Here is a 22,551-nt window from a genome sequence, read left to right as displayed (position 1 = left end):
GCCGCTCTCGCTAGATCCAGAAGAATGCCCAGCCAGCATACGGCGGTGCGTCCCCCTTCGTGCCGCCCGGGAGCCGCCCGCCCCGCCGTCGGCCGGCCCGGCCGGTGCCAGGCGCGCGGCCCGTGATCCCGGGCCGGTGCCACGGACGGGTGAAATTCTCCCGCCGCGCCACGGCCCACCGGGCGTCTTGCCGCCGCCGGCACGCCGTCGACAAGATCGCACACCACTAGCTACCGCCCGGTAATGACTCCGGGCCCGGCACAAGGGGGCACCGCGATGACGGACACGACCAGCGACAACACCGCCGCGACCGGCACCACGACGAACGCCCGCCGGGCCCCGTCCGCCACCACACCGCCCGGCCCGCGCCCCGATCGCCCGGCCCTGGACACCGCCGCCGCCACCTCGGGCACCGCCCCGAACGTCCCCCGCCCCCGCCGCTCCCCCGCCGACACCGGCACCATCGACACCGCCCGCACCATCGACACCACCAACGCCTCCGACACCTCCGACACCTCCGACGCCTCGCACGGCAGCCCCACTACCCCCACCACTTCCGCCACTCCCACCGCTCCCACCGCTCCCACCGAACCGCCGACGACACCGCCCCCGTCGCCCACCGCCCCACGACGCACCCCTCCCCCGCCCCGCCGCGCCACCCGCCGCCCCTCCGGCCCCGCCGGCCGCGGCCCGGGCTCCGCCGGCAACCACGGCCCCACCCGCACCCCGTATCTCTCCCGCACCACCGCACAGCACCGCCCCGCCCCCGCCCCGCTCCCCACCCCGGGCGCCCGGCTCCGTGCCCAGGAGAACCGGCCCCACCTCTGGTTCGCCCACCAGCTCCTGCTCACCCTGAGCGGCCAGCGCCCCGTCCACGTCCTTCTCGGCCACGCCCTGCCCGCCGCCTACGACCGCCTCGCCGAGCTCGCCCCGCTGTCACCGCTGCGCCCCTACGTGGCCCCCGGCCTGCGCGCCCCCGCCCCGGCCCTGCGTCAATGCGGTCTGTGCCGCCCCCGCGAGGGGGTCATCGAGGCGTTCGCCCGGATCACCACCGGCGCCCGCCTGCGCGCCCTGGCGTTCCGCCTGGAACGGGGCGCCGACACCCGCTGGCGCTGCGCCGCCCTCGACATCGGACCGCTCCCGTAGGACCCGGCCCACGCCCAGCGCGCCCGGGCAACGCAAAAGGGCGCCCCGGCCGACGATGGCCAGGGCGCCCTCCGCTTCCGTCTCCGCCGCGGAGCGGACCGCCTACTTCTTGCGGCGGCGCCCCGCGCTCTTCTGCGCCTTGCGCCGCTCCGCGCGCGTCATGCCGTCGGCCTCCGAACGCGCCGGGCCGTCGCCGTCCGCGTCGCTGACGAAGTCGCCCTCGATGACGCTGCCGTCGCCGTCCACCTTGGGCGCGGTGAAGTGCAGCCGGTCGGGCCGCTGCGGCGCCTCCAGGCCCTTGGCGTGGATCTCCGGGCGCCCCGCGCCGGCCGCCGCCGGAACGGCCTCCTCGCCGCCCCGCCCCGGCTGGGCCTGCTCCGCGGCCTCCTCCACCGGGACCTCCTCGACCTGCTGCTCCACCTGGACCTCCAGGTTGAACAGATAGCCGACGGACTCCTCCTTGATGCCCTCCATCATCGCGGTGAACATGTCGAAGCCCTCGCGCTGGTACTCCACCAGCGGGTCCTTCTGGGCCATCGCCCGCAGGCCGATGCCCTCCTGGAGGTAGTCCATCTCGTAGAGGTGCTCACGCCACTTGCGGTCCAGGACGGACAGCACCACGCGGCGCTCCAGCTCCCGCATGATCTCCGAGCCGAGCTGCTCCTCGCGGGCGGCGTACTGCTCGTGGATGTCCTCCTTGATGGCGTCGGCGATGAACTCCGCCGTCAGGCCCGCGCGGTCGCCGACCTCCTCCTCGAGCTCCTCGATGGTCGCCTTGACCGGGTAGAGCTGCTTGAACGCGCCCCACAGGCGGTCCAGGTCCCACTCCTCGGCGAAGCCCTCGACGGTCTCGGCCTGGATGTAGGCGTCGATCGTGTCGTCCATGAAGTGCTTGATCTGGTCCTGGAGGTCCTCGCCCTCCAGGACGCGGCGGCGCTCGCCGTAGATGACCTCGCGCTGGCGGTTGAGGACCTCGTCGTACTTCAGGACGTTCTTGCGGGTCTCGAAGTTCTGCTGCTCGACCTGCGACTGGGCGGAGGCGATCGCCCGCGTCACCATCTTGTTCTCGATCGGCACGTCGTCGGGCACATTGGCCATCGCCATGACCCGCTCGACCATCTGCGCCTTGAACAGCCGCATCAGGTCGTCACCCAGGGAGAGGTAGAACCGCGACTCGCCCGGGTCGCCCTGCCGGCCGGACCGACCGCGCAGCTGGTTGTCGATGCGCCGCGACTCGTGCCGCTCGGTGCCCAGGACGTAGAGCCCGCCGAGCTCCTTGACCTCCTCGAACTCCGCCTTCACGGCCGCCTCGGCGCGCTCCAGCGCGGCGGGCAGCGCGGCCGCCCACTCCTCCACGTGGTCGACCGGGTCCAGCCCCATCTGGCGCAGCTCGGTCTCGGCGAGGTCGTCGGGGTTGCCGCCGAGCTTGATGTCCGTACCGCGGCCGGCCATGTTGGTGGCGACCGTCACCGCGCCCTTGCGGCCGGCCTGGGCGACGATCGACGCCTCCCGCTCGTGCTGCTTGGCGTTGAGCACCTCGTGCGCGATACCGCGCTTCCTGAGCTGCTGCGAGAGGTACTCGGACTTCTCGACCGAGGTGGTGCCGACCAGGATCGGCTGGCCCTTCTCGTGCTTCTCGGCGATGTCCTCGACGACCGCGTCGAACTTCGCGGGCTCGGTGCGGTAGATCAGGTCGGCCTGGTCCTTGCGGACCATCGGGCGGTTGGTCGGGATCGGGACCACGCCGAGCTTGTAGATCTGGTGGAACTCGGCGGCCTCGGTCATGGCCGTACCGGTCATGCCGGAGAGCTTGTCGTAGAGGCGGAAGAAGTTCTGCAGGGTGATCGTGGCGAGCGTCTGGTTCTCGTCCTTGATCTCCACGCCCTCCTTCGCCTCGATGGCCTGGTGCATGCCCTCGTTGTAGCGGCGGCCGGCGAGGATACGGCCGGTGTGCTCGTCGACGATCATGACCTCGCCGTCGATGACGACGTAGTCCTTGTCGAGCTTGAACAGCTCCTTGGCCTTGATCGCGTTGTTGAGGTACCCGACCAGCGGCGTGTTGACCGACTCGTAGAGGTTGTCGATGCCCAGCCAGTCCTCGACCTTGGCGACACCGGACTCGTGGATGCCGACGGTGCGCTTCTTCTCGTCGACGTCGTAGTCGCCGGTCTCCTCGATGCCGCGCTGCGGGTTGGACGGCTCGCCCCGCTTGAGGCGCAGCACCAACTTGGCGAAGTCGCCGTACCACTTGGTGGCCGAGTCCGCCGGGCCGGAGATGATCAGCGGCGTACGGGCCTCGTCGACCAGGATCGAGTCGACCTCGTCGACGATCGCGAAGTTGTGGCCGCGCTGGACCAGTTCGTCCTTCGACCACGCCATGTTGTCGCGCAGGTAGTCGAAGCCGAACTCGTTGTTGGTGCCGTAGGTGATGTCGCAGTTGTACTGCTCGCGGCGCTGAGCCGGCGTCATGTCGGCCAGGATGCAGCCGACGCTCAGGCCCAGGAACTTGTGGACCCGGCCCATCATCTCGGAGTCGCGCTCGGCGAGGTAGTCGTTGACCGTGATCAGGTGGACGCCCTTGCCGGACAGCGCGTTCAGATACGCCGGGAGGGTACCGACCAGGGTCTTGCCCTCACCGGTCTTCATCTCCGCGACATAGCCGAGGTGCAGGGCGGCGCCGCCCATGAGCTGGACGTCGTAGTGCCGCTGGCCCAGCACGCGCTTGGCGGCCTCGCGGACCGTGGCGAACGCCTCGGGCAGCAGGTCGTCGAGGCTTTCGCCGTCGGCGAAGCGCTGCTTGTACTCGTCGGTGAGCGCGCGCAGCTCGGCGTCGGAGAGGGCCGCGAAGTCCTCTTCGATGGAGTTCACCTGGCCCGCGATGCGGTGCAGCTTGCGCAGGATCTTTCCTTCGCCTGCACGCATGATCTTCGTCAAGACGGACACTTGGGCTGGTCTCCTTGCCGGTCGGGCCTGCACGGTCGAGTGCGCGGGCGCGGCATGTTTCCAGGGGGCAGGCCCCGCCGCAACGGCCATCGTAAAGGAGGACGCTGTCCGGCCGGGAGGTCCGCCGCAGCCGATGCCCGCCGACCCCTCGCCACGTCAACGCACGAGCCCGCGAGAAGGTGCCGGAAAGTTTCCGCCGAAGCGCCCGAACGGTTTCCGCGGAAGTCCGGGGAAAGATCCCGCCGGCCGTCCCGCGCACGGATCCGGCAGCCGCCCCCGGAACCGTCCGGCCATCATCGCGGAAGACGATCCGGCGCGACCCCCCGGGGCCCCGGCGGCTCTCCGGGGACCTCCCCCGCACCGCCCGGGAACACGACGAAAACGGTTCGCAGCCCGCCCCACGCCGCAGCAGACTCACCCTATGAAGCCCGTCACGCTCACCACCGGCCGCCTCCTGCTGCGCCCCTTCGAACCCGCCGACGTACCCGCGGTGCACGCCGCCTGCCAGGACCCCGACATCCCCCGCTGGACCGCCGTCCCCTCGCCGTACGGCCGCGACGACGCGGAGCGGTACGTCGGCACGGCCGTCCCCGACGGCTGGCGGGACGACACCGCCTACACCTTCGCGGTCGTCACCCGGGCCGACGGGACGCTCGTCGGCTCCATCGGCCTGGTCCGGCTCGACCGGCTGCGCACGGTGGAGCGGCAGGCCGAGCTCGGCTACTGGACCGCGAAGGAACAGCGCGGCAAGGGCTACACCGCGGAGGCGGCCGGCGCCGTGGTGCGCTGGGCCTTCCGCGATCTGGGCGTGGAGCGCATGGAATGGCTCGCCGAGGCCGGCAACGCGGGCTCCTGGGCGGTCGCCCGCAAGGTCGGCTTCCAGCGGGAGGGCACCCTGCGCGCCAAACTGGTGCACGGCGGCATCCGCCGGGACCTGTGGATCGGCTCCCTGCTCCCGTCCGACCTGCCCCGGGAAACCGCCCCCGACGCCCCCGCCGGCCCCGTCACCATCCCGGCCCAGGAACCCACCCCCTACCTCCCCTACCCGCGCTGACCTGCGGAAACGCCCGATCCCCGAGGCATTGTCAGTGGCCGCCCCTACGCTGTGCGACATGACCGGAGTGACGCAGCGCCAGCCCGCACCACGCCCCGTGACGACCCTCTCCGCCGACGACGCCCGGCGGATGGCCCTGCGGGCCCAGGGCCTGCTCGGCGCCCCGGACCGACGGGCGGGCATCCGCGGGATGCTGCGCCGGCTCGGGGCGGTCCAGCTCGACACGATCTCGGTGCTCGCCCGCTCCCACGAGCTGGTGCCGTACGCCCGCCTCGGCGCGGTCGGCCGCTCCGCCGTCGAGGCCGCCTACTGGTCGGCCGCCCCCGAGGACGGTTCCCCGGCCCGGCCGCACAGCTTCGAGTACTGGTCGCACGCGGCCTGCATCCTGCCCATCGAGGAGTGGCCGCACTTCGCCTTCCGCCGCCGCGCCCGGCGCGCCCGGGGCCACCGCTGGCACGTCATGAAGGACTCCGACCGCTCCTGCGCCGCCGTCCTGGACCGCCTCAAGGCCGAGGGCCCGCTCACCACGTCCCAGCTGGGCGGCGGCCGCAACGGCGGGGAGTGGTGGGACTGGTCCGAGACCAAGATCGCCGTGGAGTGGCTGCTGGACACCGGCGACGTGGTCTGCACCGAGCGTCGCGGCTGGAAGCGGATCTACGACCTCGCCGAGCGCGCCGTCCCCGAGCAGCTGCTCCACGACGACCTCGACGACGCCGAGTGCATACGGCGCCTGGTCGCCCAGGCCGGCGCCGCGATGGGCGTGGCCACCCGCGCCGACCTCGCCGACTACCACCGCCTCAAGGCCGAGCAGGTGGACGCCGTCATCGAGGGCACGGGGCTGGTGCCGGTGGCTGTCGAGGGCTGGGCCAAGCCCGCCTGGGCGGATCCGGCGGCGCTCGCCGCCCCGCCCCGCGGCCGGCACCGCACGACCCTGCTCTCCCCGTTCGACTCCCTGATCTGGGACCGCCCGCGGACGGCACGGATCTTCGGCTTCGCCCACCGCCTGGAGGCTTACGTCCCCAAGGCCAAGCGGATACACGGCTATTTCGCGATGCCCCTGCTGGCCGGCGGCAAGCTCGTCGGCCGCGTCGACCCGGCCCGCGAGGGCGCCACCCTGGTCGCCCGCCAACTCTCGCTCCAGGGCCCCCAGGCCGTACGCCCCATGGCCCGGGCCCTCCACGAGGCCGCGACATGGGTGGGCTGCGACACCGTCCGCGTCGAACGCTGCGACGACCCGCAACTGGCCGCCGCCCTACGCACGGAACTCAGCCGCACCACTGACGACACCGGTACCGCCGACGACAGCGGCGCCGGCTCCAACACCGGCAACGAGGAGAACGCCACGGTCTGACCCACATCGACCCGCATCGCCCCGCATCGGCGAAGGACCGTCCGACGCAACGCACCACACCGGCGCCGCGGAACACCGGCGACGAGACACCAGGGGACACGGGACCCGCAATCGAGGGCGCCCCGCCCCACCGTCACCAGGTGCGGGCCCGTGCCCGGCCTCACCGGATTTCGAGAATCTTCTCCCGCATCGCATACACCACGGCTTCCATCCGGGAATGCAGCTGGAGCTTCTCCAGGATGTTGCGCACATGATTCTTGACGGTGTTCTCGGAGATGAACAACTCCTTGGCGATATCACGGTTGTTCATGCCCGTGGCGACGAGTTTGAGGACCTCCAGCTCGCGGTCGGTGAGCCGGGGCGCCGGCACCAGGCGGCGCTCGTCGGTGCGCTGGATCATCGATTTGAACTCCGTCAGGAGCTTCGACGCCATCGACGGGCTGATCTGCGACTGTCCGTCCGCGACGGCCCGGATGGCGGTGGCCACCTCGTCGGTGGAGATCTCCTTGAGGAGGTAGCCGGTGGCGCCGGCCTTGATCGCGTCGTAGAGATCGGCCTCTTCGTCGCTGATCGTGAGCATGATGATCTTCGCGCTGGGGGCCACCTCCTTGATGGAGGTGCACGCCTCGATCCCGCCGCGCCGGGGCATCCGCACGTCCATCAGCACGATGTCGGGCAGCAGGTCGGCAGCCTTGTCGACCGCCTCCGCGCCGTCGCCCGCCTCGCCGACGACCTGGATGTCCTCCTCCTGCGCGAGCACGATCTCCAGGCCGCGGCGGAAGAGCGCGTGATCGTCCACGACCAGGACACGGATCGGCTCCTTGCGCGGCACCCGCGCCGCCGCGTCCGCGTCATCGGCGCCCCCTCCGCAGACACCGCCGTCCGCGTCACCCCGCACGGGCCCGAAACTCTCCCCCATGTTTCCTCCCCGTCAACCACTCGGCCGATGGCCAGAGCTTGGAGATAAGGCTGGTTGACAACAGCCCTTTGCGGCCGGCCCGATCAATGCCATACGACGGTCTCCCCGGCATGTCGCCGTTTCGTGCCCACATACTCCCCGGCTGGCACAAACACTATACGGCTTCAACTGCAGCCCTCCGCAGGCACGATGGTGCCCCCGGGGCGTGCGCCGGGGGCACCGAACGGGTGGGGGTCAGCCGCCCAGCGCGCCCCCTGCGCCGCCGGGCGATTCCTCTCCGAACGCGTCGGAATTCAAGTGGATGACTCCGTAGTCGTAAGCGTGCCGCCGGTAGACGACACTCGGCTGCTTGCTCTCGGCGTCGACAAAGAGATAGAAGTCGTGTCCGACCAACTCCATCTCGTAGAGCGCCTGGTCAAGCGTCATCGGCGCGGCCGAATGGGTCTTCTCGCGGACGACCACGGGCCCTTCGCCCTGGATCTCCAGTGATCCCATCCGGGTGGTCGGCACCTTCTCCCGCTCCGCGGCTTCCTCCGCGGCCGTCAGGCCGTGGCCGTTCAGCCGTGCCGCGTCGGGGACGGTGATCGCGACCTCGCTCGCCGGAATGCGTCCGTTGCCTCGGCGCGAGTGACGCTTGTCGTTCTGTTTCCGCAGGCGCGCCTCCAGCTTGGCTGTCGCCAGGTCCAGCGCGGCGTACGGGTCGGCTGCGGCCGCCTCGGCCCGGACCACCGGGCCACGGGAGCGGAGCGTGATCTCCACTCGGTCGGAACGGTCGGCCTGCCGCGGGTTGGGCTCCTTGGACACCTCGACGTCCAGGCTCATCGCCTTGCCATCGAGCTTCTGGACCTTGTCCAGCTTCAGCTTCTCGGCCACGTGCTTGCGGAACCGCTCGGGCACCTCGGTCTTGCGGCCCTTGACGACGATGTCCACGCAGAACTCCGTTCCCGGATCGCCCCGCTCAGCAAGCGGAGCAGCTCCTTCTTGCACCAGGCTCCGGTGAGTGCCGGGGCCTCGGACTGGCGACTTTCACCTCCTTCTCCCCAAGGGGCGAGATCTCCATTCCCACGTTTTCAGGATCGCTGAAAAACCCCGAAAAGCATGCAACACGACATCTGAGGCAAAGCGTCCGCCAAGTCCTCACAACCGAACATAGCTCCACTGGACCGGTGTCGGCACCCCCTCGCCACGACCAGCTCCGTTTGAGTGAAAATCGGCGCTCACTACCAGCAACGACACCTAGCACCGCCCAGTTCCCTTTACTCTCGGCCCCCGCCGACGCCTGGTCCGGGCCCATGAGGCCCGGCGTACGCCCGCCGGACACGGCGGAGCGGGGTCGCCGTCAACGGGTGAGCGCCATGATCAACCCGGCGGTTCGGCCCAACCGGGCGATGGACAGCCTCCCGGCGGCGCGCACGAGGGGCTGCCCGTCGGATACTCGGCGCAATCCCGTCGGGTATGCGGCGTGGTCGCGACGGACAGGCGGCGCCGCTACGCCGGCCGGGCGCGGATCGGGCACACTCAGCCGGGGCCGTGCCTGCCTCACTATCCGTTCACATCCGACGCCCCGCTTCCGTTGAAAGCGAAAGAAAAGAACTGCGTGGTGCGGCCACCACGGCGGCCCCAGTCACTCGGGCACCGGCCGCCCTGACCGCCCGTGCCGCCTCGGCAATCGTGGCCCCCGTCGTCACCAGATCGTCCACCAGCACCACCGGCACCCCTGCCATCAGCCTCCTTGCCGCGCCCGGCACCTCCAGCGCGCCCGCGACGTTGGCCAACCGCTGCCGGGCGTCCAGCCCCGCTTGATCGGCCACGGCACGACGCTGCCGCAGCACCGCCAGCATCCGCACCCCGACACCGGAACGCCGCAGCTCGGCGGAGGCCGCCAGCGCGATCCGGCGCACGGGATCGTGGCCGCGGCCGGCCACGGCGGAGCGCGCGGAGGGGACCGGCACCAGCAGGAGGGGGCCGCCCCCTCCCCCCACCCCCCGCACCGCCCCCGCCAGTACCGCTCCCAGCGGCGCGGCCAGCCGCAGCGCGCCGCGCTCCTTGTGGGCCAGCAGTACGGCGCGCACCTCGTCGGCGTACGGCGCACCGGCCCACACCCTCGGCAGCCCCGCTGGCACGGGCCACGGTCGCACCCGCCCGGCACCACGGCCCCCGCGCCACAGCGCCCGGCAGCACGCCGCACACAGCTCCGTACGCGGCTGACCACACCCCGCACAGTCGACCGGCAGGACCAGACCCGCCAGCTCTCGCCAGATCCCCCGCATGACTCCACTGTCGCGCCACGCGGCCCCGGCCACCACCCCTGTGGATAACTTCGCCGAGACGGTCACCGACCAGCGCGGTTCCGGAGGGGAATCTGCACCCGGATCCAGAACAGGTACAGATCCGGACACGAGGACAGACACGGCCCCCGAGCCGGATACCGGCACAGGGACAGGAGGGGGAGACGGGAAGCGGGAGACAAAGACGCCGAGAAGCGGGACACGGAGACGGAAGACGGAAGACGGAACAGGGAACCCTCCCCGACGCAGACCGCTACGTCGCATCACGTCACATCCGTCACGCGCCACCCGACGTCCCCAACCGCACAGCACACGTCACACGTCACACACCACACGTCACACGCCGCGCATCACACGCCGCACGCACGCCACGCGCCCCCGTAAAGCACCGCCCTCACCCCGGATACACCGGCGCCGTCCCGTCCTTCGCCACCGTCTTCCAGTTGGCGTCGGGGGGCAGCCGCACTATGCCCTCCGTGGCATCGGCGATCAGCGGGCGGGTCTCGTCCTCGGAGGCCGCCACCGCCTTGACGCCGTTGACGCCGGGGAGCGTCTGCGCGTCCGAGGCCGAGCCGTCGGTCTCCATGAACTGCATCTGCTGCACCCCGCCGGCCTCCCGGCCCACGACCACCAGCCGGCTGCCGCCCGCCCAGGACGCCGCCACCACATCCTCCAACTGGGGCGCGATAGGCCGCAGTTCCTGCACCGACAGCGTCGGGTGGAGAGAGGTGCCGCCCCGTTCGACGCGGCCGAGTTGGAGCGTGGTGCGCCCCTTGTTCTCCACCAGGATCGCGATCCGTATGCCGTCCGCGGCCACCTTGATCGCCTTGATCCGCCGCTGGCCGAGGCCGGGCACCGCGACCTCCTCCGGGTCGCCCTTCCCCTCGCGCATCCGCAGCAGCCGCGACCCGTGCGCGTCGCGGTCGGCGATCCACAGGTCGCCCAGCCCGTCCCAACTCGGCGCGGTCAGCCCCTCGTCGGCGCCCTTCCCCGAACCGGTGCTGGTCAGCAGCGGCCCGCCGCGCTGCGTACCGTCCTCCAGACCGGCGACGTAGAGAGACCGCCCGTCGGCCGACACCCCGGCCGCGGTGGTCTCCTTGCGCGAGATGGCGACCGAGCGCAGCGGGGTCTTGCCGGTGCCGAACGGGCCGCCCACCGGCGTCGGTTCGGTGGCCGAGTCGGACATCGCAACGACGCGGTGCTGGGCGTCGATGAAGTACTCCCGGTCGGCGCGCCCGTTGTGGCCGGGCGCGGCGAAGTCCCGCTCGGCCTGATCCTGCGTCAGCGCGCACAGCGAGTTGCCGCTCGGGTCCTGGAGCTCCACCTCGCTGATCTTCGAAGCCCGCGTCATGTCCTGGACGGTGAAGAAGAGCTGAGCGGCCATCCGCTTGCACTGGGCGGTGTCGGTGTTCACCGCCTGCTTGCTGAGCTTGACCTGGAGGGCGTTGGAGTCGTCCAGGGACAGGTCACGGGCGGCGAGCCGGGTGCCGGGCGGGAACGCCGAAGTCGTCACCCGGTCCAGCCAGTCGGTGGGCCCGGTGAGCAGCGCCTCCACACTGGAGGTGATCGGCTTTATCCGCTGCCGCAGATAGACCGGGTCGGCGACGAGGACGTTCTTGCCCGCCTTGGGGTCGTCCGACTCGGACTTGTAGGACGCGAAGTAGTACTTGTTGACGGAGCGGTAGATGCGCTGGAAGTCGGACTGCCCCAGCACCAGCCCGTCGGGCAGCCGGTCGATGCGCCACTGGTCCCCCTCCTTGATGAGGTGGATCGTCTCGCGGTACGGCTTCTCCTCCGGGGTGTAGGCGTGGTTGGCGTCCACCATCGCCACCTGGCTGCCGGAGAGCGTGACGGTGTAGCCGTCGGCGTCCTCGCGGTCGGCTTTGGCCGCGGGTTCGGGCTCGGACTTGGGCCGCTCCTGGAGGACGTTGGTGGCGAGGAAGGGCCGCCAGGTCTGCCGTGCCGACTTGGCCAGGTACATCCTGGCGGTGCGGAAGTCCGCCTCGTCGCTGGTGGTCGCGTCGAGGAAGCTGCGCACGATGTTGGTGGGCTGGGCGCCGTCCTGCGGGGGGACGCCGTAGACCCGCACCTGCGAGTCCCCGTCGGCGCGCGGGGGCTGGTCGACCGCGGTGACGTCGCCGCTGTCCGGCATGGACGCGCAGCCGGCCAGCAGCGCGCCGGCGCAGCCCAGCAGGACGGCCGTGCGTCCCGCGCGCGTGGCATTGACGCCGGTGCCGGTGCCGATGTCGGTGCCTGTGCCGCGGCGGGTGGGCGTGCGGAACCGCGGGGTGCGCGCCGCGCGCTCGTCCTCGTGCTCAGCGCCCACGTCGTCCGCCTTCCCGTTCCCCGTCGCGTCCGGTCTCCTGCTGCGTGCTGTCTGCGGCGGCCGCGGCACCGCCGGGTGCCCCGGGGCCGCCGGTCCGCACCGGCTCGTCGGTCGCGCCCGGGTCCGGTACGGCGTCGGTGCGGGTGCCGTCGCGGGTGCCGTCGTCGTGGGCGGCTTCCCCGGTCTTGCGGGTGGGGGTCTGCTGGGCCGGCACGCGGGTGCCGCCGGGGGGCAGCGCCGGCCGGGTCGCCGCGGGGCGGGCCGGTGCGTGCTGGGCGCCGGGGCGAGGCTGCGCCGGAACGGCGGGCGTCGCGCGGCCCGCGCCGGCGCGGGGCCGACCGTGCGCGTCCAGGCCGCGGTTGCGCCGCGAGTCCTCCGGCTCCAGGGGGATCGGGGAGCCGCGCAGCGTCTCGCCGGCCGTGCGGGGCAGTGTCAGCCGGAACTGCGAGCCGCCGCCCGGCTCACCCCACGCCTGCAGCCAGCCGCCGTGCAGCCGGGCGTCCTCGATGGCGATGGACAGGCCCAGGCCGGTGCCGCCGGTCGTCCGGGCCCGTGCCGGGTCCGCGCGCCAGAAGCGGTTGAAGACCCGGGTCGCCTCGCCGGGCTTGAGGCCGACGCCGTAGTCCCGGACGGCGACGCCCACCGCACCGTCGCTGCGGCCGCCGGCGGACGCCAGCCGGACCACGACGTCCCGGCCCTCGCCGTGCTCGACGGCGTTGACGACGAGGTTGCGCAGGATGCGTTCCACCCGCCGGGGGTCGGCCTCGGCCATGACGGGGTGCTCGGCGCCGCGCACCACGATGCGGGTGCCCTTGCGTTCGGCGAGCGGCTCGGCGCCCTCGATGACGCGGTGGACCACGTCGCGCAGGTCGACCGGTTCGGCCTCCAGGGCCGCCGCGCCCGCGTCGAACCGGCTGATCTCCAGCAGCTCGGCGAGCAGCGACTCGAAGCGGTCGAGCTGGCCGCGCAGCAGCTCCGCGGAGCGCGCGGTGGCGGGGTCGAACTCGTCCCGGACCTCGTGGATGACGTCGGCGGCCATCCGTACGGTCGTCAGCGGGGTGCGCAGTTCGTGCGAGACGTCGGAGACGAACCGCCGCTGCATCCGGGACAGCTCCTCCAGCTGCTGGATCTTGAGCTGGAGATTCTGCGCCATCTTGTTGAAGGACTCGCCGAGGCGGGCGATGTCGTCCTCGCCGGTGACCTTCATCCGCTCCTGGAGGAGGCCGGCGGCCAGCCGCTCGGAGATCCCGGCGGCCATCCGAACGGGGGTGACGACCTGCCGCACGACCAGCCAGGCAATGGCGCCGAGCAGGATCACGACGAACACCCCGGCGGTGGCCAGCGTCCCGGTGACCAGCTTGAGGGACTCCGCTTCCTGGCTGAACGGGAAGAGGTAGTAGAGCTGGTACTGGTTGCCGTTGATGTCGTTGAGGCGCTTGCCGATGATCAGCGCCGGCACCCCGTCGTTGGAGCCGATGCGTTTGATCTGGGTGTATTCGCGGAACGTCCCGGACTTGCTGTCCAGCTTCCGCCGCAGTTCGAGGGGCACGCTGCGCTCGGGGTCGACGTCCCCGGAGGCGCGCGGTCCGCGGGTGCCGGGGGTGGAGTCGCCGAACGGCTCGTCGGTGTCGGAGCTGAGGGCGACGACCGAGAAGACGCCCTGTCCGCCGCTGGCGAGCTGCTCGACGAGGCTGGTCAGCCAGGTCGCGGAGTCCTGGGTGCCACGGCTGGCGGTGCGGTTGGTGTCGTCGGTGTGGTTGTCGTCGCCGCCGTCGGCCAGTTTCCGGGCGACCTCGAAGCCGCCGACGGCCTGGCTCTGGGCGGCCTGCGCCTTGGCGGTGAGGAGGCCGTTGCGGACCTGCCCGACGACCACGACGCCGAGCAGCAGCACCACGGCCAGCGACATCAGCAGGGTGGTGGCGACGACCCGCAGCTGGATGTTGCGCCGCCACAGTCGCAGCGCGGGCAGCAGCGGCCGCCGCACCCAGCGGCTGAAGAGCCGCAGCAGGGGGTGGACCGGCCCGCTCACCGCGCCGTCGGGCAGCAGCTGCCCGCCGCGCAGCAACCGCGCCGCCAACCGACCTGAAAGGGACATATCGCCTGCCGGGCCGACGGTGCGCCCCCGCTGTCCCTCCGGGGTCGAACCGTCCCGGGTCATCTCAGCTGGGCCCGGCCTTGTAGCCGACGCCGCGCACGGTCACCACGATCTCCGGGCGCTCCGGGTCCCGCTCGACCTTGGAGCGCAGGCGCTGCACATGGACGTTGACCAGCCGGGTGTCCGCGGCATGGCGGTAGCCCCAGACCTGCTCCAGCAGCACCTCGCGGGTGAACACCTGCCACGGCTTGCGCGCCAGCGCCACCAGCAGGTCGAACTCCAGCGGAGTCAGCGCGATCGACTGGCCGTCCCGCTTCACGGAGTGTCCCGCCACGTCGATGACGAGGTCCCCGATGGCCAACTGCTCGGGCGCCGGCTCCTCCGAGCGCCGCAGCCGGGCCCGGATCCGCGCCACCAGCTCCTTGGGCTTGAACGGCTTGACGACGTAGTCGTCCGCCCCCGACTCGAGGCCGACCACCACGTCCACCGTGTCGCTCTTGGCGGTCAGCATGACGATCGGCACACCCGACTCGGCCCGGATCAGCCGGCACACCTCTATGCCGTCCCGACCGGGCAGCATCAGGTCGAGCAGCACAAGATCGGGCTTGGTCTCGCGGAACGCAGCGAGCGCCTTGTCGCCGTCCGACACGAACGACGGTTCAAAGCCCTCGCCGCGCAGCACGATGCCGAGCATCTCTGCCAGTGCGGTGTCGTCGTCGACGACCAGGACGCGTCCCTTCATTCGGCCATCATCCCATTACCTGATCGTGACTTTCTCCATCGTGAGACGGAACACACGTCCGCCAGCCGCTCACGGGTCACCGGCGACACCACTCCGGCCTCCGTAACGATCGCCGTCACCAGCTCGGCAGGCGTGACGTCGAAGGCCGGGTTGTAGGCCAGTGCGCCCAGCGGCGCCACCGGAATCCCGGAACCGCCCTCCGCCCCGGCGCCCTGGAGGTGCGGCAGGGCGAACTCCGTCACTTCATGGCCGGGCCGCTGCTCCACCTCGATGGCGCCTCCTTCCTCCGTCTCCAGATCCACGGTGCTGGTCGGCGCCACCACGATGAACGGGACGCGGTGATGGTGGGCGAGCACCGCCAGCGGATAGCTGCCGATCTTGTTGGCGACCGCGCCGTCCGCGGCGATCCGGTCGGCCCCGATCAGCACCGCGTCCACCTCGCCGGCCGCGAACAGCGAGCCGGCGGCGCCGTCCACCAGCACCGTGTACGCCATCCCGGCCCGCGCCGCCTCGTACGCGGTCAGCCGCGCCCCCTGCAGCAGCGGACGCGTCTCGTCCACCCACAGCCGCCGCAGCTCGCCGGCCCGGTGCGCCGCCAGCGCCACGGCCAGGGCGGTCCCCTCACCGCCGGAGACCAGGGCACCCGTGTTGCAGTGCGTGAGTATCCGGTGCCCGCCGCCCGGCAACAGCTCCCCCAGAAGCTCCAGGCCGTGCTGCGCCATGCCCGCGCTGGCCTCGACGTCCTCCGCGTGGACGGCCCGTGCCTCGGCCAGCGCGGCCGCCGCCGCATCCTGCGGACCGGCGCCACCGGCCACCGCCTCCCGAAACGCCGCGGCCGCGCGCCGGACGCCGTAACCGAGATTGACCGCGGTCGGCCGGGCGGACGCCAGTGCCTGGGCCGCTTCCTCGACGTCGAATCCCCGTGCCGCGGCCAGTGCGACGCCGTATGCGCCCGCGATGCCCAGCAGCGGCGCCCCCCGCACGGCCAGCGTCCGGATCGCCCGCACCAGTGCCGGAACATCCGTGCAGACCAGCTCGACCTCCTCCGCCGGCAGCCGCGTCTGGTCGAGAAGGACCACGACCGGCCCCTCGGGCAACTCCTCCCAGCGCAGCGACGGGACCGCGAGCGACTCGGCGCCCGCCTCCGATACTTCGTGCCGATCAGCCATTCCCTCAGTCTGCCGCCGATCCCCCACCGAACAGAAGGTCCCCTTCCTCGAAGGGCCCGGGTACAGAGCGCCATCGGCCATGACACGATGACTGACACCGCGGATCCCGGACCCCGCCCGCTCCAGCGGACGGGCAGCAAGAAGGAGCGACGATGAACAACTCTCCGGGCTGGGCCTCGCCCGGATCCTCCCCCTCCGACGAGCCGGACCGCGGCACCCCGGAGCAGCCCACCCAGCCGACCGTCCCGGAAGACCGCGCCGGCGCACCCCAGCAGCCGGCCCCGCCGAACTGGTCCAGCAACCAGCCGCCTCCCGGCCAGTGGACGACCCCGTCCGCCATCCCCGGCCAGGGCGGACCCGACGGCCGGAGCGGCCAGGGCGCCGGGGACCACACCCGCGCCTCGTCCGGAACGGCCCCGGGCGGCTGGGCCACCCCGCCGGGCCCCGGAAACCAGGGCGCCTGGGGCGGCGGTCCCGGCTGGAGCGGCGGCTGGGGCGGCATGCCGCCCGTCGCCAAGCCGGGTGTCATCCCGCTGCGGCCGCTCGGCGTCGGCGAGATCCTCGACGGCGCCGTCGCCACCATGCGCGCCCACTGGCGCACCGTGCTCGGCATCTCGCTGATCGTCGCGATCGTGTCGCAGACCACCGCCACGGTCGTCACCGGCGTGTGGTTCCAGGGACCCCACCGCGCCACGGACCTCGACGACGGCGCCGGACCGCCGCTGCGGCAGGCCCTGAGCGAGATGGGCAACTCCCTGTCCGGCTCGGCCATCACCGCGCTCATCGGTCTGCTCGCCACGATCATCGCGACCGGCATGCTGACCATGGTCATCAGCCGGGCGGTCCTGGGCCGCCCGGTGACCGCCAAGGAGGCGTGGAACGACGCCCGCGGCCAACTGCCGCGGCTGCTGGGCCTGCTCATCCTGCTGCCCCTGATCATCACCGCCATCTTCCTGGCCGGCCTGACCCCGGGGATCCTCGTCTCGAGCAGCGGGCCGCTCGACCTCGGTCTCGGCCTGATGCTGCTCGGCCTGTTCGCCGCCGGCGTCGTGGGCGTCTGGCTGTGGGTCCGCTACAGCCTCGCCTCCCCGGCGCTGATGCTGGAGAAGCAGGGCGTCATCGCCTCGATGCGGCGCTCCGCCAAGCTCGTCCGCGGCGCCTGGTGGCGGGTGCTGGGCGTCCAGCTCCTCGCCTACCTGCTGATCTCCATCGTCCAGTTCATCATCCAGATCCCGACCACCGCCATCGCCTTCCTGATAGGCGGGGAAAGCCTCGTGGACTGGGCGAACGGCACCAGCGACGCCACCGGCTGGCCGTTCCTGATCGTGCTGGGCATCGGCGCGATCATCAGCTCGGCGATCACCTTCCCGATCAGTGCCGGGGTCACCGCGCTCCTCTACGTCGACCAGCGCATCCGCCGCGAGGCACTCGACCTCGAACTCGCCCGCGCCGCCGGCCTCCCCGACCACGGCTCCGGCGCCCCCACCACGCCCCCGGCCACCGGCGGCGCCCCGGCCCCCAACACCGCCCCCGACGCAACGGCAACCACCACGGCCGCCACTGACACCCCGTCCGGCCAGCCGGCCGATCCGACAGGCACTCAGCAAACAGCCCCTCAGGCGACGGCCGTTCAGCTGACGAAGCCCCAGGCCGCCGAGTCGGAGACCACAGCCCCGGAGAAGGCCGAGTCGCCCGACGCCCCCGGCGCGTCCCCGGACGGCTCCCCCGGCATCCCCGGACCGCGCCCGACCGACACCGCACCCGGAAGCTGATGCGGTGACCGCAGGGGGGAAGATCGCCGCGCTCGCGCACCTGGCCGCGCGCTCCGACGACGACATACCGGTACGGATCTCTCGCGTCCCCGCCCATGAGGCGGCGGAACGCGAGCTGTCCGACCCCCGATACCACCAGCACGACCCCAACCTCGTCCAGCGCGCCATGAATTGGCTCTCGCACCGCATCGGCGAGCTCTTCGACTCCGCCGCCGGCGCCACTCCAGGCGGCTGGGTCGGGCTCATCGCCGTCGCCGTGTTCGTCCTGCTGCTGGTCATCGCCCTCCGGCTGCGGCTGGGGGCGGTGCGCCGCACCCCGACCACGACGGGCACCCTCTTCACCGACCGGCCCCGGACCGCCGCCGAACACCGCGCGGCCGCCGACCGGCACGCCGCCGAGGGCCACTGGAACGAGGCGATCCAGGACCGCATGCGCGCCATCGTCCTCGCCCTCGAAGAGCGCGCCCTCCTCACGCCCGGCCCCGGCCGCACCGCCGACGAGGCCGCCACCGAAGCCGGCCTGGTCCTCCCCGCATACGCCGCGCAACTCCACATCGCGGCCCGCACCTTCGACGACATCGCATACGGCGGCCGCCCCGGCACGGAACGGGCACACGCCCTCCTGGCCGAACTCGACACCGAGCTCCAGCACGCCAAGCCCCACCTGGCCACCGCACCGACCAGGAGCCGCGGATGACCACGGCCACCACCCCGACCGCCACCACCGCCCCCGGCGCCACCGCGCGCCGCGTGTGGACCCGCTCCCGGGGCGTCCTGCTGGCACTGCTGCTGCTCGTCATCGGCGGACTGGCCCTCGCCGCCCTGCAGTCCGGTGAACGGCACGGCCGGCTCGACCCCCGCTCCGCGGACCGGACCGGAAGCCGGGCACTCGCCCAGCTCCTCACCGCCCACGGCGTCACCACCCGCGTCGTGACCACCGCCGACGAAGCCGCCGCCGCGGCCGGACCGCACACCACACTCCTCGTCACGGCCCCCGACATGCTGACCAACAGTCAGCTGACCGAACTCCGGACCACAACATCCCGCGCCCCCGGCCGCACCGTCCTGCTCGCTCCGAGAAGCGGCTCCCTCCAGGTCCTCGCCCCCGGCGTCCAGGCCGAACCCGAGATCAGCAACGCACCGCGTCAACCCGGCTGTCCGCTGCCCGCCGCCCGCACCGCGGGCGACGCACTCCTCGGCGGCATCCGCTACACCACATCCGCCACCGGCGCCGACCGCTGCTACCAAGCCGGCGGCCGCCCCACGCTGCTGCGCCTCCCGGCCGACGCCCCCCAGGGGCGCGACACCGTCCTCCTCGGCTCCGCCGACTTCCTCTACAACCACCACCTCGCCGAGCGCGGCAACGCCTCGCTGGCCCTCCAACTCCTCGGTGCGCACAAGCATCTGGTCTGGTACCTCCCCTCCGTCAGCGATCCGTCCTCGACGACACCGGACACCCAGCCCGGCCTCCTCGACCTCATCCCCTCCGGCTGGCGCTGGGCCCTGCTCCAACTCACCCTCGCCGCCGTCTGCGCGGCCCTGTGGCGTGCCCGCCGGCTCGGCCCCCTGGTGCCCGAGCGGCTCCCGGTCACCGTCCCGGCCGCCGAAACCACCGAGGGCCACGCCCGCCTCTACGAACAGGCCCACGCCCGCGACCGGGCCTCGGCCGTGCTCCGCTCCGCGACCCGCACCCGGCTCGCCCCCCTCATCGGCGTGCCCTCCGCACACGCCCATACCCCCGACATCCTGCTCCCGGCCATCCACACCCATCTCGGCGCCGGCTCCCCGGCAGCGCCCGATTTCGACGCCCTCCTCTTCGGCCCCGCCCCGGCGGACGACAAGGCGCTCGTGCACCTGGCCGACCGACTCGACGCACTTGAAAACTCGATCGTTTCCCAAGAGAGGCACGCACCCCGTGACCACCCCGACCGCTGACAGCGCCCGAGCCTCACTCGAGGAACTGCGCACCGAGATAGCCAAGGCAGTGGTAGGCCAGGACCCCGCCGTCACCGGCCTGGTCGTCGCACTGCTCTGCCGTGGTCATGTGCTCCTCGAAGGCGTCCCAGGCGTCGCCAAGACCCTCCTTGTGCGCGCCCTCTCGACGGCCCTCGAACTCGACACCAAGCGCGTCCAGTTCACCCCCGATCTGATGCCCAGTGACGTCACCGGCTCGCTGGTCTACGACACCCGGAGCGCCGAGTTCTCCTTCCAGCCCGGCCCCGTCTTCACCAACCTCCTCCTCGCCGACGAAATCAACCGCACGCCCCCGAAGACCCAGGCGTCCCTGCTCGAAGCGATGGAAGAACGTCAGGTCACGGTCGACGGCACGCCCCGCCCGCTCCCTGAACCGTTCCTCGTCGCCGCCACGCAGAACCCCATGGAGTACGAGGGCACTTACCCTCTCCCCGAGGCCCAGCTCGACCGCTTCCTGCTCAAGCTGACGGTGTCCCTGCCCGCCCGCCAGGACGAGATCGATATCCTCACCCGTCACGCGGCCGGCTTCAGCCCGCGCGACCTCAACGCCGCGGGACTGCGGCCCGTCGCCTCCGCCGCCGACCTCGAAGCCGCCCGCGACGCGGTCGCCAAGACCGCCGTCTCGCCCGAAGTCACCGGCTACATCGTCGATATCTGCCGTGCCACTCGCGAATCCCCCTCGCTGTCTCTCGGCGTCTCCCCCCGAGGAGCCACCGCCCTGCTTGCCACCTCACGCGCCTGGGCCTGGCTGACCGGCCGCGACTACGTCACGCCCGACGACGTCAAAGCCCTGGCCCTCCCCACACTCCGGCACCGCGTACATCTCCGACCTGAGGCCGAGATGGAAGGAGTCACCGCGGACTCCGTCATCAACGCCGTGCTCGCTCATCTCCCCGTACCCCGCTGAGGCAACACCGTGGCCCTCACCGGACGCACTGCTCTCCTCTCCGCACTCGGAGCCCTGCTCGTGGGCTTCGTGCTCCCCAGCTGGCTCGGGATCCTCATCGTCCAACTCACCTTGCTGATAGCAATTTTGTGCGACCTGGCGCTCGCCGCGCCAGTGCGAAAGCTCCATTTCACCCGAACCGGTGACACAAGCGTTCGACTAACAGGCGAAGCCCACATCCACCTCACAGTCACCAACCCGAGCCGCCGCCCCCTGCGCGCCCAACTCCGCGACGCCTGGCCCCCGAGCTCGTTCCGCCCCGGCGACGACATCCCCGCGTCCCGGCACGCCCTCCGCATCCCCGGCGGTGAACGCCGCCGCCTGACGACCACGCTCCACCCCACCCGCCGCGGCGACCACCAGGCCGTCCGCGTCACGGTCCGCTCCTACGGCCCCCTCGGCCTGGCCGCCCGTCAAGGAAGCCACCACGTCCCCTGGACCCTGCGCGTCCTGCCGCCCTTCACCAGCCGCAAGCACCTCCCCGCCAAGCTCGCCCGCCTCCGCGAACTCGACGGCCGCACCAGCATCCTGACCCGCGGTGAGGGCACCGAATTCGACAGCCTCCGCGACTACACCCCCGGCGACGACACCCGCTCCATCGACTGGCGCGCCACCGCCCGCCGGAACACCGTCGCCGTCCGCACCTGGCGCCCCGAACGCGACCGCCGCATCCTCCTCGTTCTGGAAACCGGCCGCACCTCCGCCGGCCGCGTCGGCGACACCCCCCGCCTCGACGCCTCCATGGACGCCGCGCTGCTCCTCGCAGCACTCGCCGCCCGCGCCGGCGACCACGTGGACCTCCTCGCCTACGACCGCCGGGTACGCGCCTCCGTACAGGGCCACACCGCTCGCGACCTCCTCCCGGCCCTCACCAACGCCCTCGCGCCCCTCGAACCCGAACTCATCGAGGCAGATGCCCGCGGTCTCACGGCCACCATCCACCGCCACACCACACGCCGTTCCCTCATCGTGCTCTTCACCGGCCTCGACACGGCCCCCATGGAGGAGGCCCTGCTGCCCGTCCTCCCCACCCTCAGCCAACGCAACGAACTCATCGTCGCGGCCGTCGCCGATCCCCGCATCGAAGAACTCGCCACCGGCCGCCACACCCCGCAGGCCGTCTACGCAGCCGCCGCCGCGGAACAGACCCGCGCCGCCCGCCACCGCACCGCCGACCGCCTCCGCCGCCACGGCATCACCGTCATCGACTCCACCCCCGACCACCTGGCCCCCGACCTCGCCGACGCCTACCTCTCCCTGAAGTCCGCCGGCCGCCTGTAACCACCCCACCCAGCCGCAGGAATGCGAACCCCAACCCCTGAAAGCCGGCGTCACCAAGACGCCGGCTTTTCTACGCACTCCACGCGCTCCCTCCCCCCCCCGCTCAGCAAGGTCAGACACCCTGAGCAATGAAGGCCACCCGCCCGAGGAAGCAACAACAGAGCGCCGCTTCCTCCCGTCACCTCCCAAGAGATGAAGGCAGAGGCGTACATACCCACTGGCCCACACCCACAGCTCGCTTCACCAGCCGCCCACAGATACCAGCAGTTGCCTTCCTTGAGGGAAGGGACAGGCAACCAACCCCAACGCCCACAATGAAAAAGGGCCCCGCCCCCAAGCCAAAGCCTCCGGCCTTGCCTCTGGGAACGAAGCCCTTAAAAACAGATAGACCCCGCACCATAAGGTGCGGGGTCTATCCCACAATTAGTTCGGCGGCGTCCTACTCTCCCACAGGGTCCCCCCTGCAGTACCATCGGCGCTGAAAGGCTTAGCTTCCGGGTTCGGAATGTAACCGGGCGTTTCCCTAACGCTATAACCACCGAAAC

The 22,551-nt window shown here is 72.0% G+C and carries 16 protein-coding genes and 1 rRNA gene; 8 read left to right on the top strand and 9 right to left on the bottom strand.

The window, feature by feature from the left end; all coding sequences use genetic code 11:
• Positions 1-276 precede the first annotated feature (276 nt).
• A complete protein-coding gene (locus B073_RS48880; protein WP_018542126.1) occupies positions 277-1,146 on the top strand; it encodes an Rv3235 family protein in 870 nt (289 codons plus the stop codon).
• Between the two features lie 102 nt (positions 1,147-1,248).
• Here the strand turns inward: B073_RS48880 and secA are convergent, their stop codons facing one another.
• Entirely contained in the window at positions 1,249-4,089 is a 2,841-nt protein-coding gene (gene secA / locus B073_RS0131810) for a preprotein translocase subunit SecA (RefSeq protein ID WP_018542125.1), read from the bottom strand.
• Positions 4,090-4,510: 421 nt separating this feature from the next.
• On the opposite strand from secA, the gene B073_RS0131805 reads away from it, so the two are divergent.
• Positions 4,511-5,143, top strand: a complete 633-nt coding sequence (locus tag B073_RS0131805) for a GNAT family N-acetyltransferase (RefSeq protein ID WP_018542124.1) — start codon at positions 4,511-4,513, stop codon at positions 5,141-5,143.
• Between the two features lie 58 nt (positions 5,144-5,201).
• Positions 5,202-6,494 carry a winged helix-turn-helix domain-containing protein gene (locus tag B073_RS0131800; RefSeq protein WP_202487632.1) on the top strand — a complete coding sequence of 431 codons (1,293 nt, stop codon included), beginning with the start codon at positions 5,202-5,204 and terminating at the stop codon, positions 6,492-6,494.
• A 160-nt stretch (positions 6,495-6,654) separates the two neighbouring features.
• On the opposite strand, the gene B073_RS0131795 is transcribed toward B073_RS0131800, so the two are convergent.
• The 7 genes from B073_RS0131795 to mtnA all read right to left on the bottom strand — a co-directional run bounded on the left by B073_RS0131795 (position 6,655) and on the right by mtnA (position 16,033).
• Positions 6,655-7,413: a response regulator gene (locus B073_RS0131795; protein WP_026247912.1), complete on the bottom strand. Its 759-nt coding sequence runs from the start codon at positions 7,411-7,413 to the stop codon at positions 6,655-6,657.
• 234 nt (positions 7,414-7,647) lie between these two features.
• Positions 7,648-8,343: a ribosome hibernation-promoting factor, HPF/YfiA family gene (hpf, locus tag B073_RS0131790; RefSeq protein WP_018542121.1), complete on the bottom strand. Its 696-nt coding sequence runs from the start codon at positions 8,341-8,343 to the stop codon at positions 7,648-7,650.
• A 620-nt stretch (positions 8,344-8,963) separates the two neighbouring features.
• Positions 8,964-9,536: a phosphoribosyltransferase family protein gene (locus tag B073_RS41835; RefSeq protein WP_018542120.1), complete on the bottom strand. Its 573-nt coding sequence runs from the start codon at positions 9,534-9,536 to the stop codon at positions 8,964-8,966.
• Between the two features lie 559 nt (positions 9,537-10,095).
• Positions 10,096-12,027, bottom strand: a complete 1,932-nt coding sequence (locus B073_RS0131780) for an LpqB family beta-propeller domain-containing protein (protein ID WP_018542119.1) — start codon at positions 12,025-12,027, stop codon at positions 10,096-10,098.
• A complete protein-coding gene (gene mtrB / locus B073_RS41830) occupies positions 12,017-14,122 on the bottom strand; it encodes an MtrAB system histidine kinase MtrB (RefSeq protein WP_234025220.1) in 2,106 nt (701 codons plus the stop codon). Before mtrB ends, B073_RS0131780 begins: the two co-directional genes overlap by 11 nt.
• A gap of 64 nt (positions 14,123-14,186) precedes the next feature.
• Complete coding sequence (mtrA, locus tag B073_RS0131770) at positions 14,187-14,864, bottom strand: two-component system response regulator MtrA (RefSeq protein WP_018542117.1); 678 nt, start codon at positions 14,862-14,864, stop codon at positions 14,187-14,189.
• Positions 14,861-16,033, bottom strand: a complete 1,173-nt coding sequence (mtnA, locus tag B073_RS0131765; protein ID WP_018542116.1) for an S-methyl-5-thioribose-1-phosphate isomerase — start codon at positions 16,031-16,033, stop codon at positions 14,861-14,863. Before mtnA ends, mtrA begins: the two co-directional genes overlap by 4 nt.
• 152 nt (positions 16,034-16,185) lie before the next feature.
• Here mtnA and B073_RS0131760 point away from each other — a divergent pair, with 152 nt between their 5' ends.
• The 5 genes from B073_RS0131760 to B073_RS0131740 are packed head-to-tail and all read left to right on the top strand — an operon-like array spanning position 16,186 to position 22,006.
• Positions 16,186-17,805, top strand: a complete 1,620-nt coding sequence (locus B073_RS0131760) for a DUF7544 domain-containing protein (RefSeq protein WP_018542115.1) — start codon at positions 16,186-16,188, stop codon at positions 17,803-17,805.
• 4 nt (positions 17,806-17,809) lie between these two features.
• Entirely contained in the window at positions 17,810-18,502 is a 693-nt protein-coding gene (locus B073_RS0131755; protein WP_018542114.1) for a DUF4129 domain-containing protein, read from the top strand.
• The gene (locus B073_RS0131750) at positions 18,499-19,740 is read left to right on the top strand and encodes a DUF4350 domain-containing protein (RefSeq protein WP_018542113.1); all 1,242 of its coding nucleotides are present in this window, start codon (positions 18,499-18,501) and stop codon (positions 19,738-19,740) included. The genes B073_RS0131755 and B073_RS0131750 overlap by 4 nt, the downstream gene beginning before the upstream one ends.
• Positions 19,721-20,686, top strand: coding sequence for an AAA family ATPase (locus tag B073_RS0131745; protein WP_018542112.1), 966 nt, complete (start codon positions 19,721-19,723; stop codon positions 20,684-20,686). The genes B073_RS0131750 and B073_RS0131745 overlap by 20 nt, the downstream gene beginning before the upstream one ends.
• 9 nt (positions 20,687-20,695) lie before the next feature.
• Positions 20,696-22,006, top strand: a complete 1,311-nt coding sequence (locus B073_RS0131740) for a DUF58 domain-containing protein (protein ID WP_018542111.1) — start codon at positions 20,696-20,698, stop codon at positions 22,004-22,006.
• 426 nt (positions 22,007-22,432) lie between these two features.
• Here B073_RS0131740 and rrf read toward each other — a convergent pair.
• Positions 22,433-22,549, bottom strand: a 5S ribosomal RNA gene (gene rrf / locus B073_RS0131735).
• Between the last annotated feature and the right edge of the window lie 2 nt (positions 22,550-22,551).

The sequence above is a fragment of the Streptomyces sp. MspMP-M5 genome (assembly GCF_000373585.1).
GTDB lineage: Bacteria > Actinomycetota > Actinomycetes > Streptomycetales > Streptomycetaceae > Streptomyces.
The sequence above is the reverse complement of the archived record's forward strand: the minus strand, read 5'-3'. Positions and strand labels throughout refer to the sequence as shown.

Bases quoted from the DNA above. Each gene is read 5' to 3' on its own strand.
- B073_RS48880 (WP_018542126.1), top strand. From the start codon at position 277: ATGACGGACACGACCAGCGACAACACCGCCGCGACCGGCACCACGACG.
- B073_RS0131805 (WP_018542124.1), top strand. From the start codon at position 4,511: ATGAAGCCCGTCACGCTCACCACCGGCCGCCTCCTGCTGCGCCCCTTC.
- B073_RS0131800 (WP_202487632.1), top strand. From the start codon at position 5,202: ATGACCGGAGTGACGCAGCGCCAGCCCGCACCACGCCCCGTGACGACC.
- B073_RS0131795 (WP_026247912.1), bottom strand. From the start codon at position 7,413: ATGGGGGAGAGTTTCGGGCCCGTGCGGGGTGACGCGGACGGCGGTGTC.
- mtrB (WP_234025220.1), bottom strand. From the start codon at position 14,122: ATGTCCCTTTCAGGTCGGTTGGCGGCGCGGTTGCTGCGCGGCGGGCAG.
- mtrA (WP_018542117.1), bottom strand. From the start codon at position 14,864: ATGAAGGGACGCGTCCTGGTCGTCGACGACGACACCGCACTGGCAGAG.
- mtnA (WP_018542116.1), bottom strand. From the start codon at position 16,033: ATGGCTGATCGGCACGAAGTATCGGAGGCGGGCGCCGAGTCGCTCGCG.
- B073_RS0131760 (WP_018542115.1), top strand. From the start codon at position 16,186: ATGAACAACTCTCCGGGCTGGGCCTCGCCCGGATCCTCCCCCTCCGAC.
- B073_RS0131750 (WP_018542113.1), top strand. From the start codon at position 18,499: ATGACCACGGCCACCACCCCGACCGCCACCACCGCCCCCGGCGCCACC.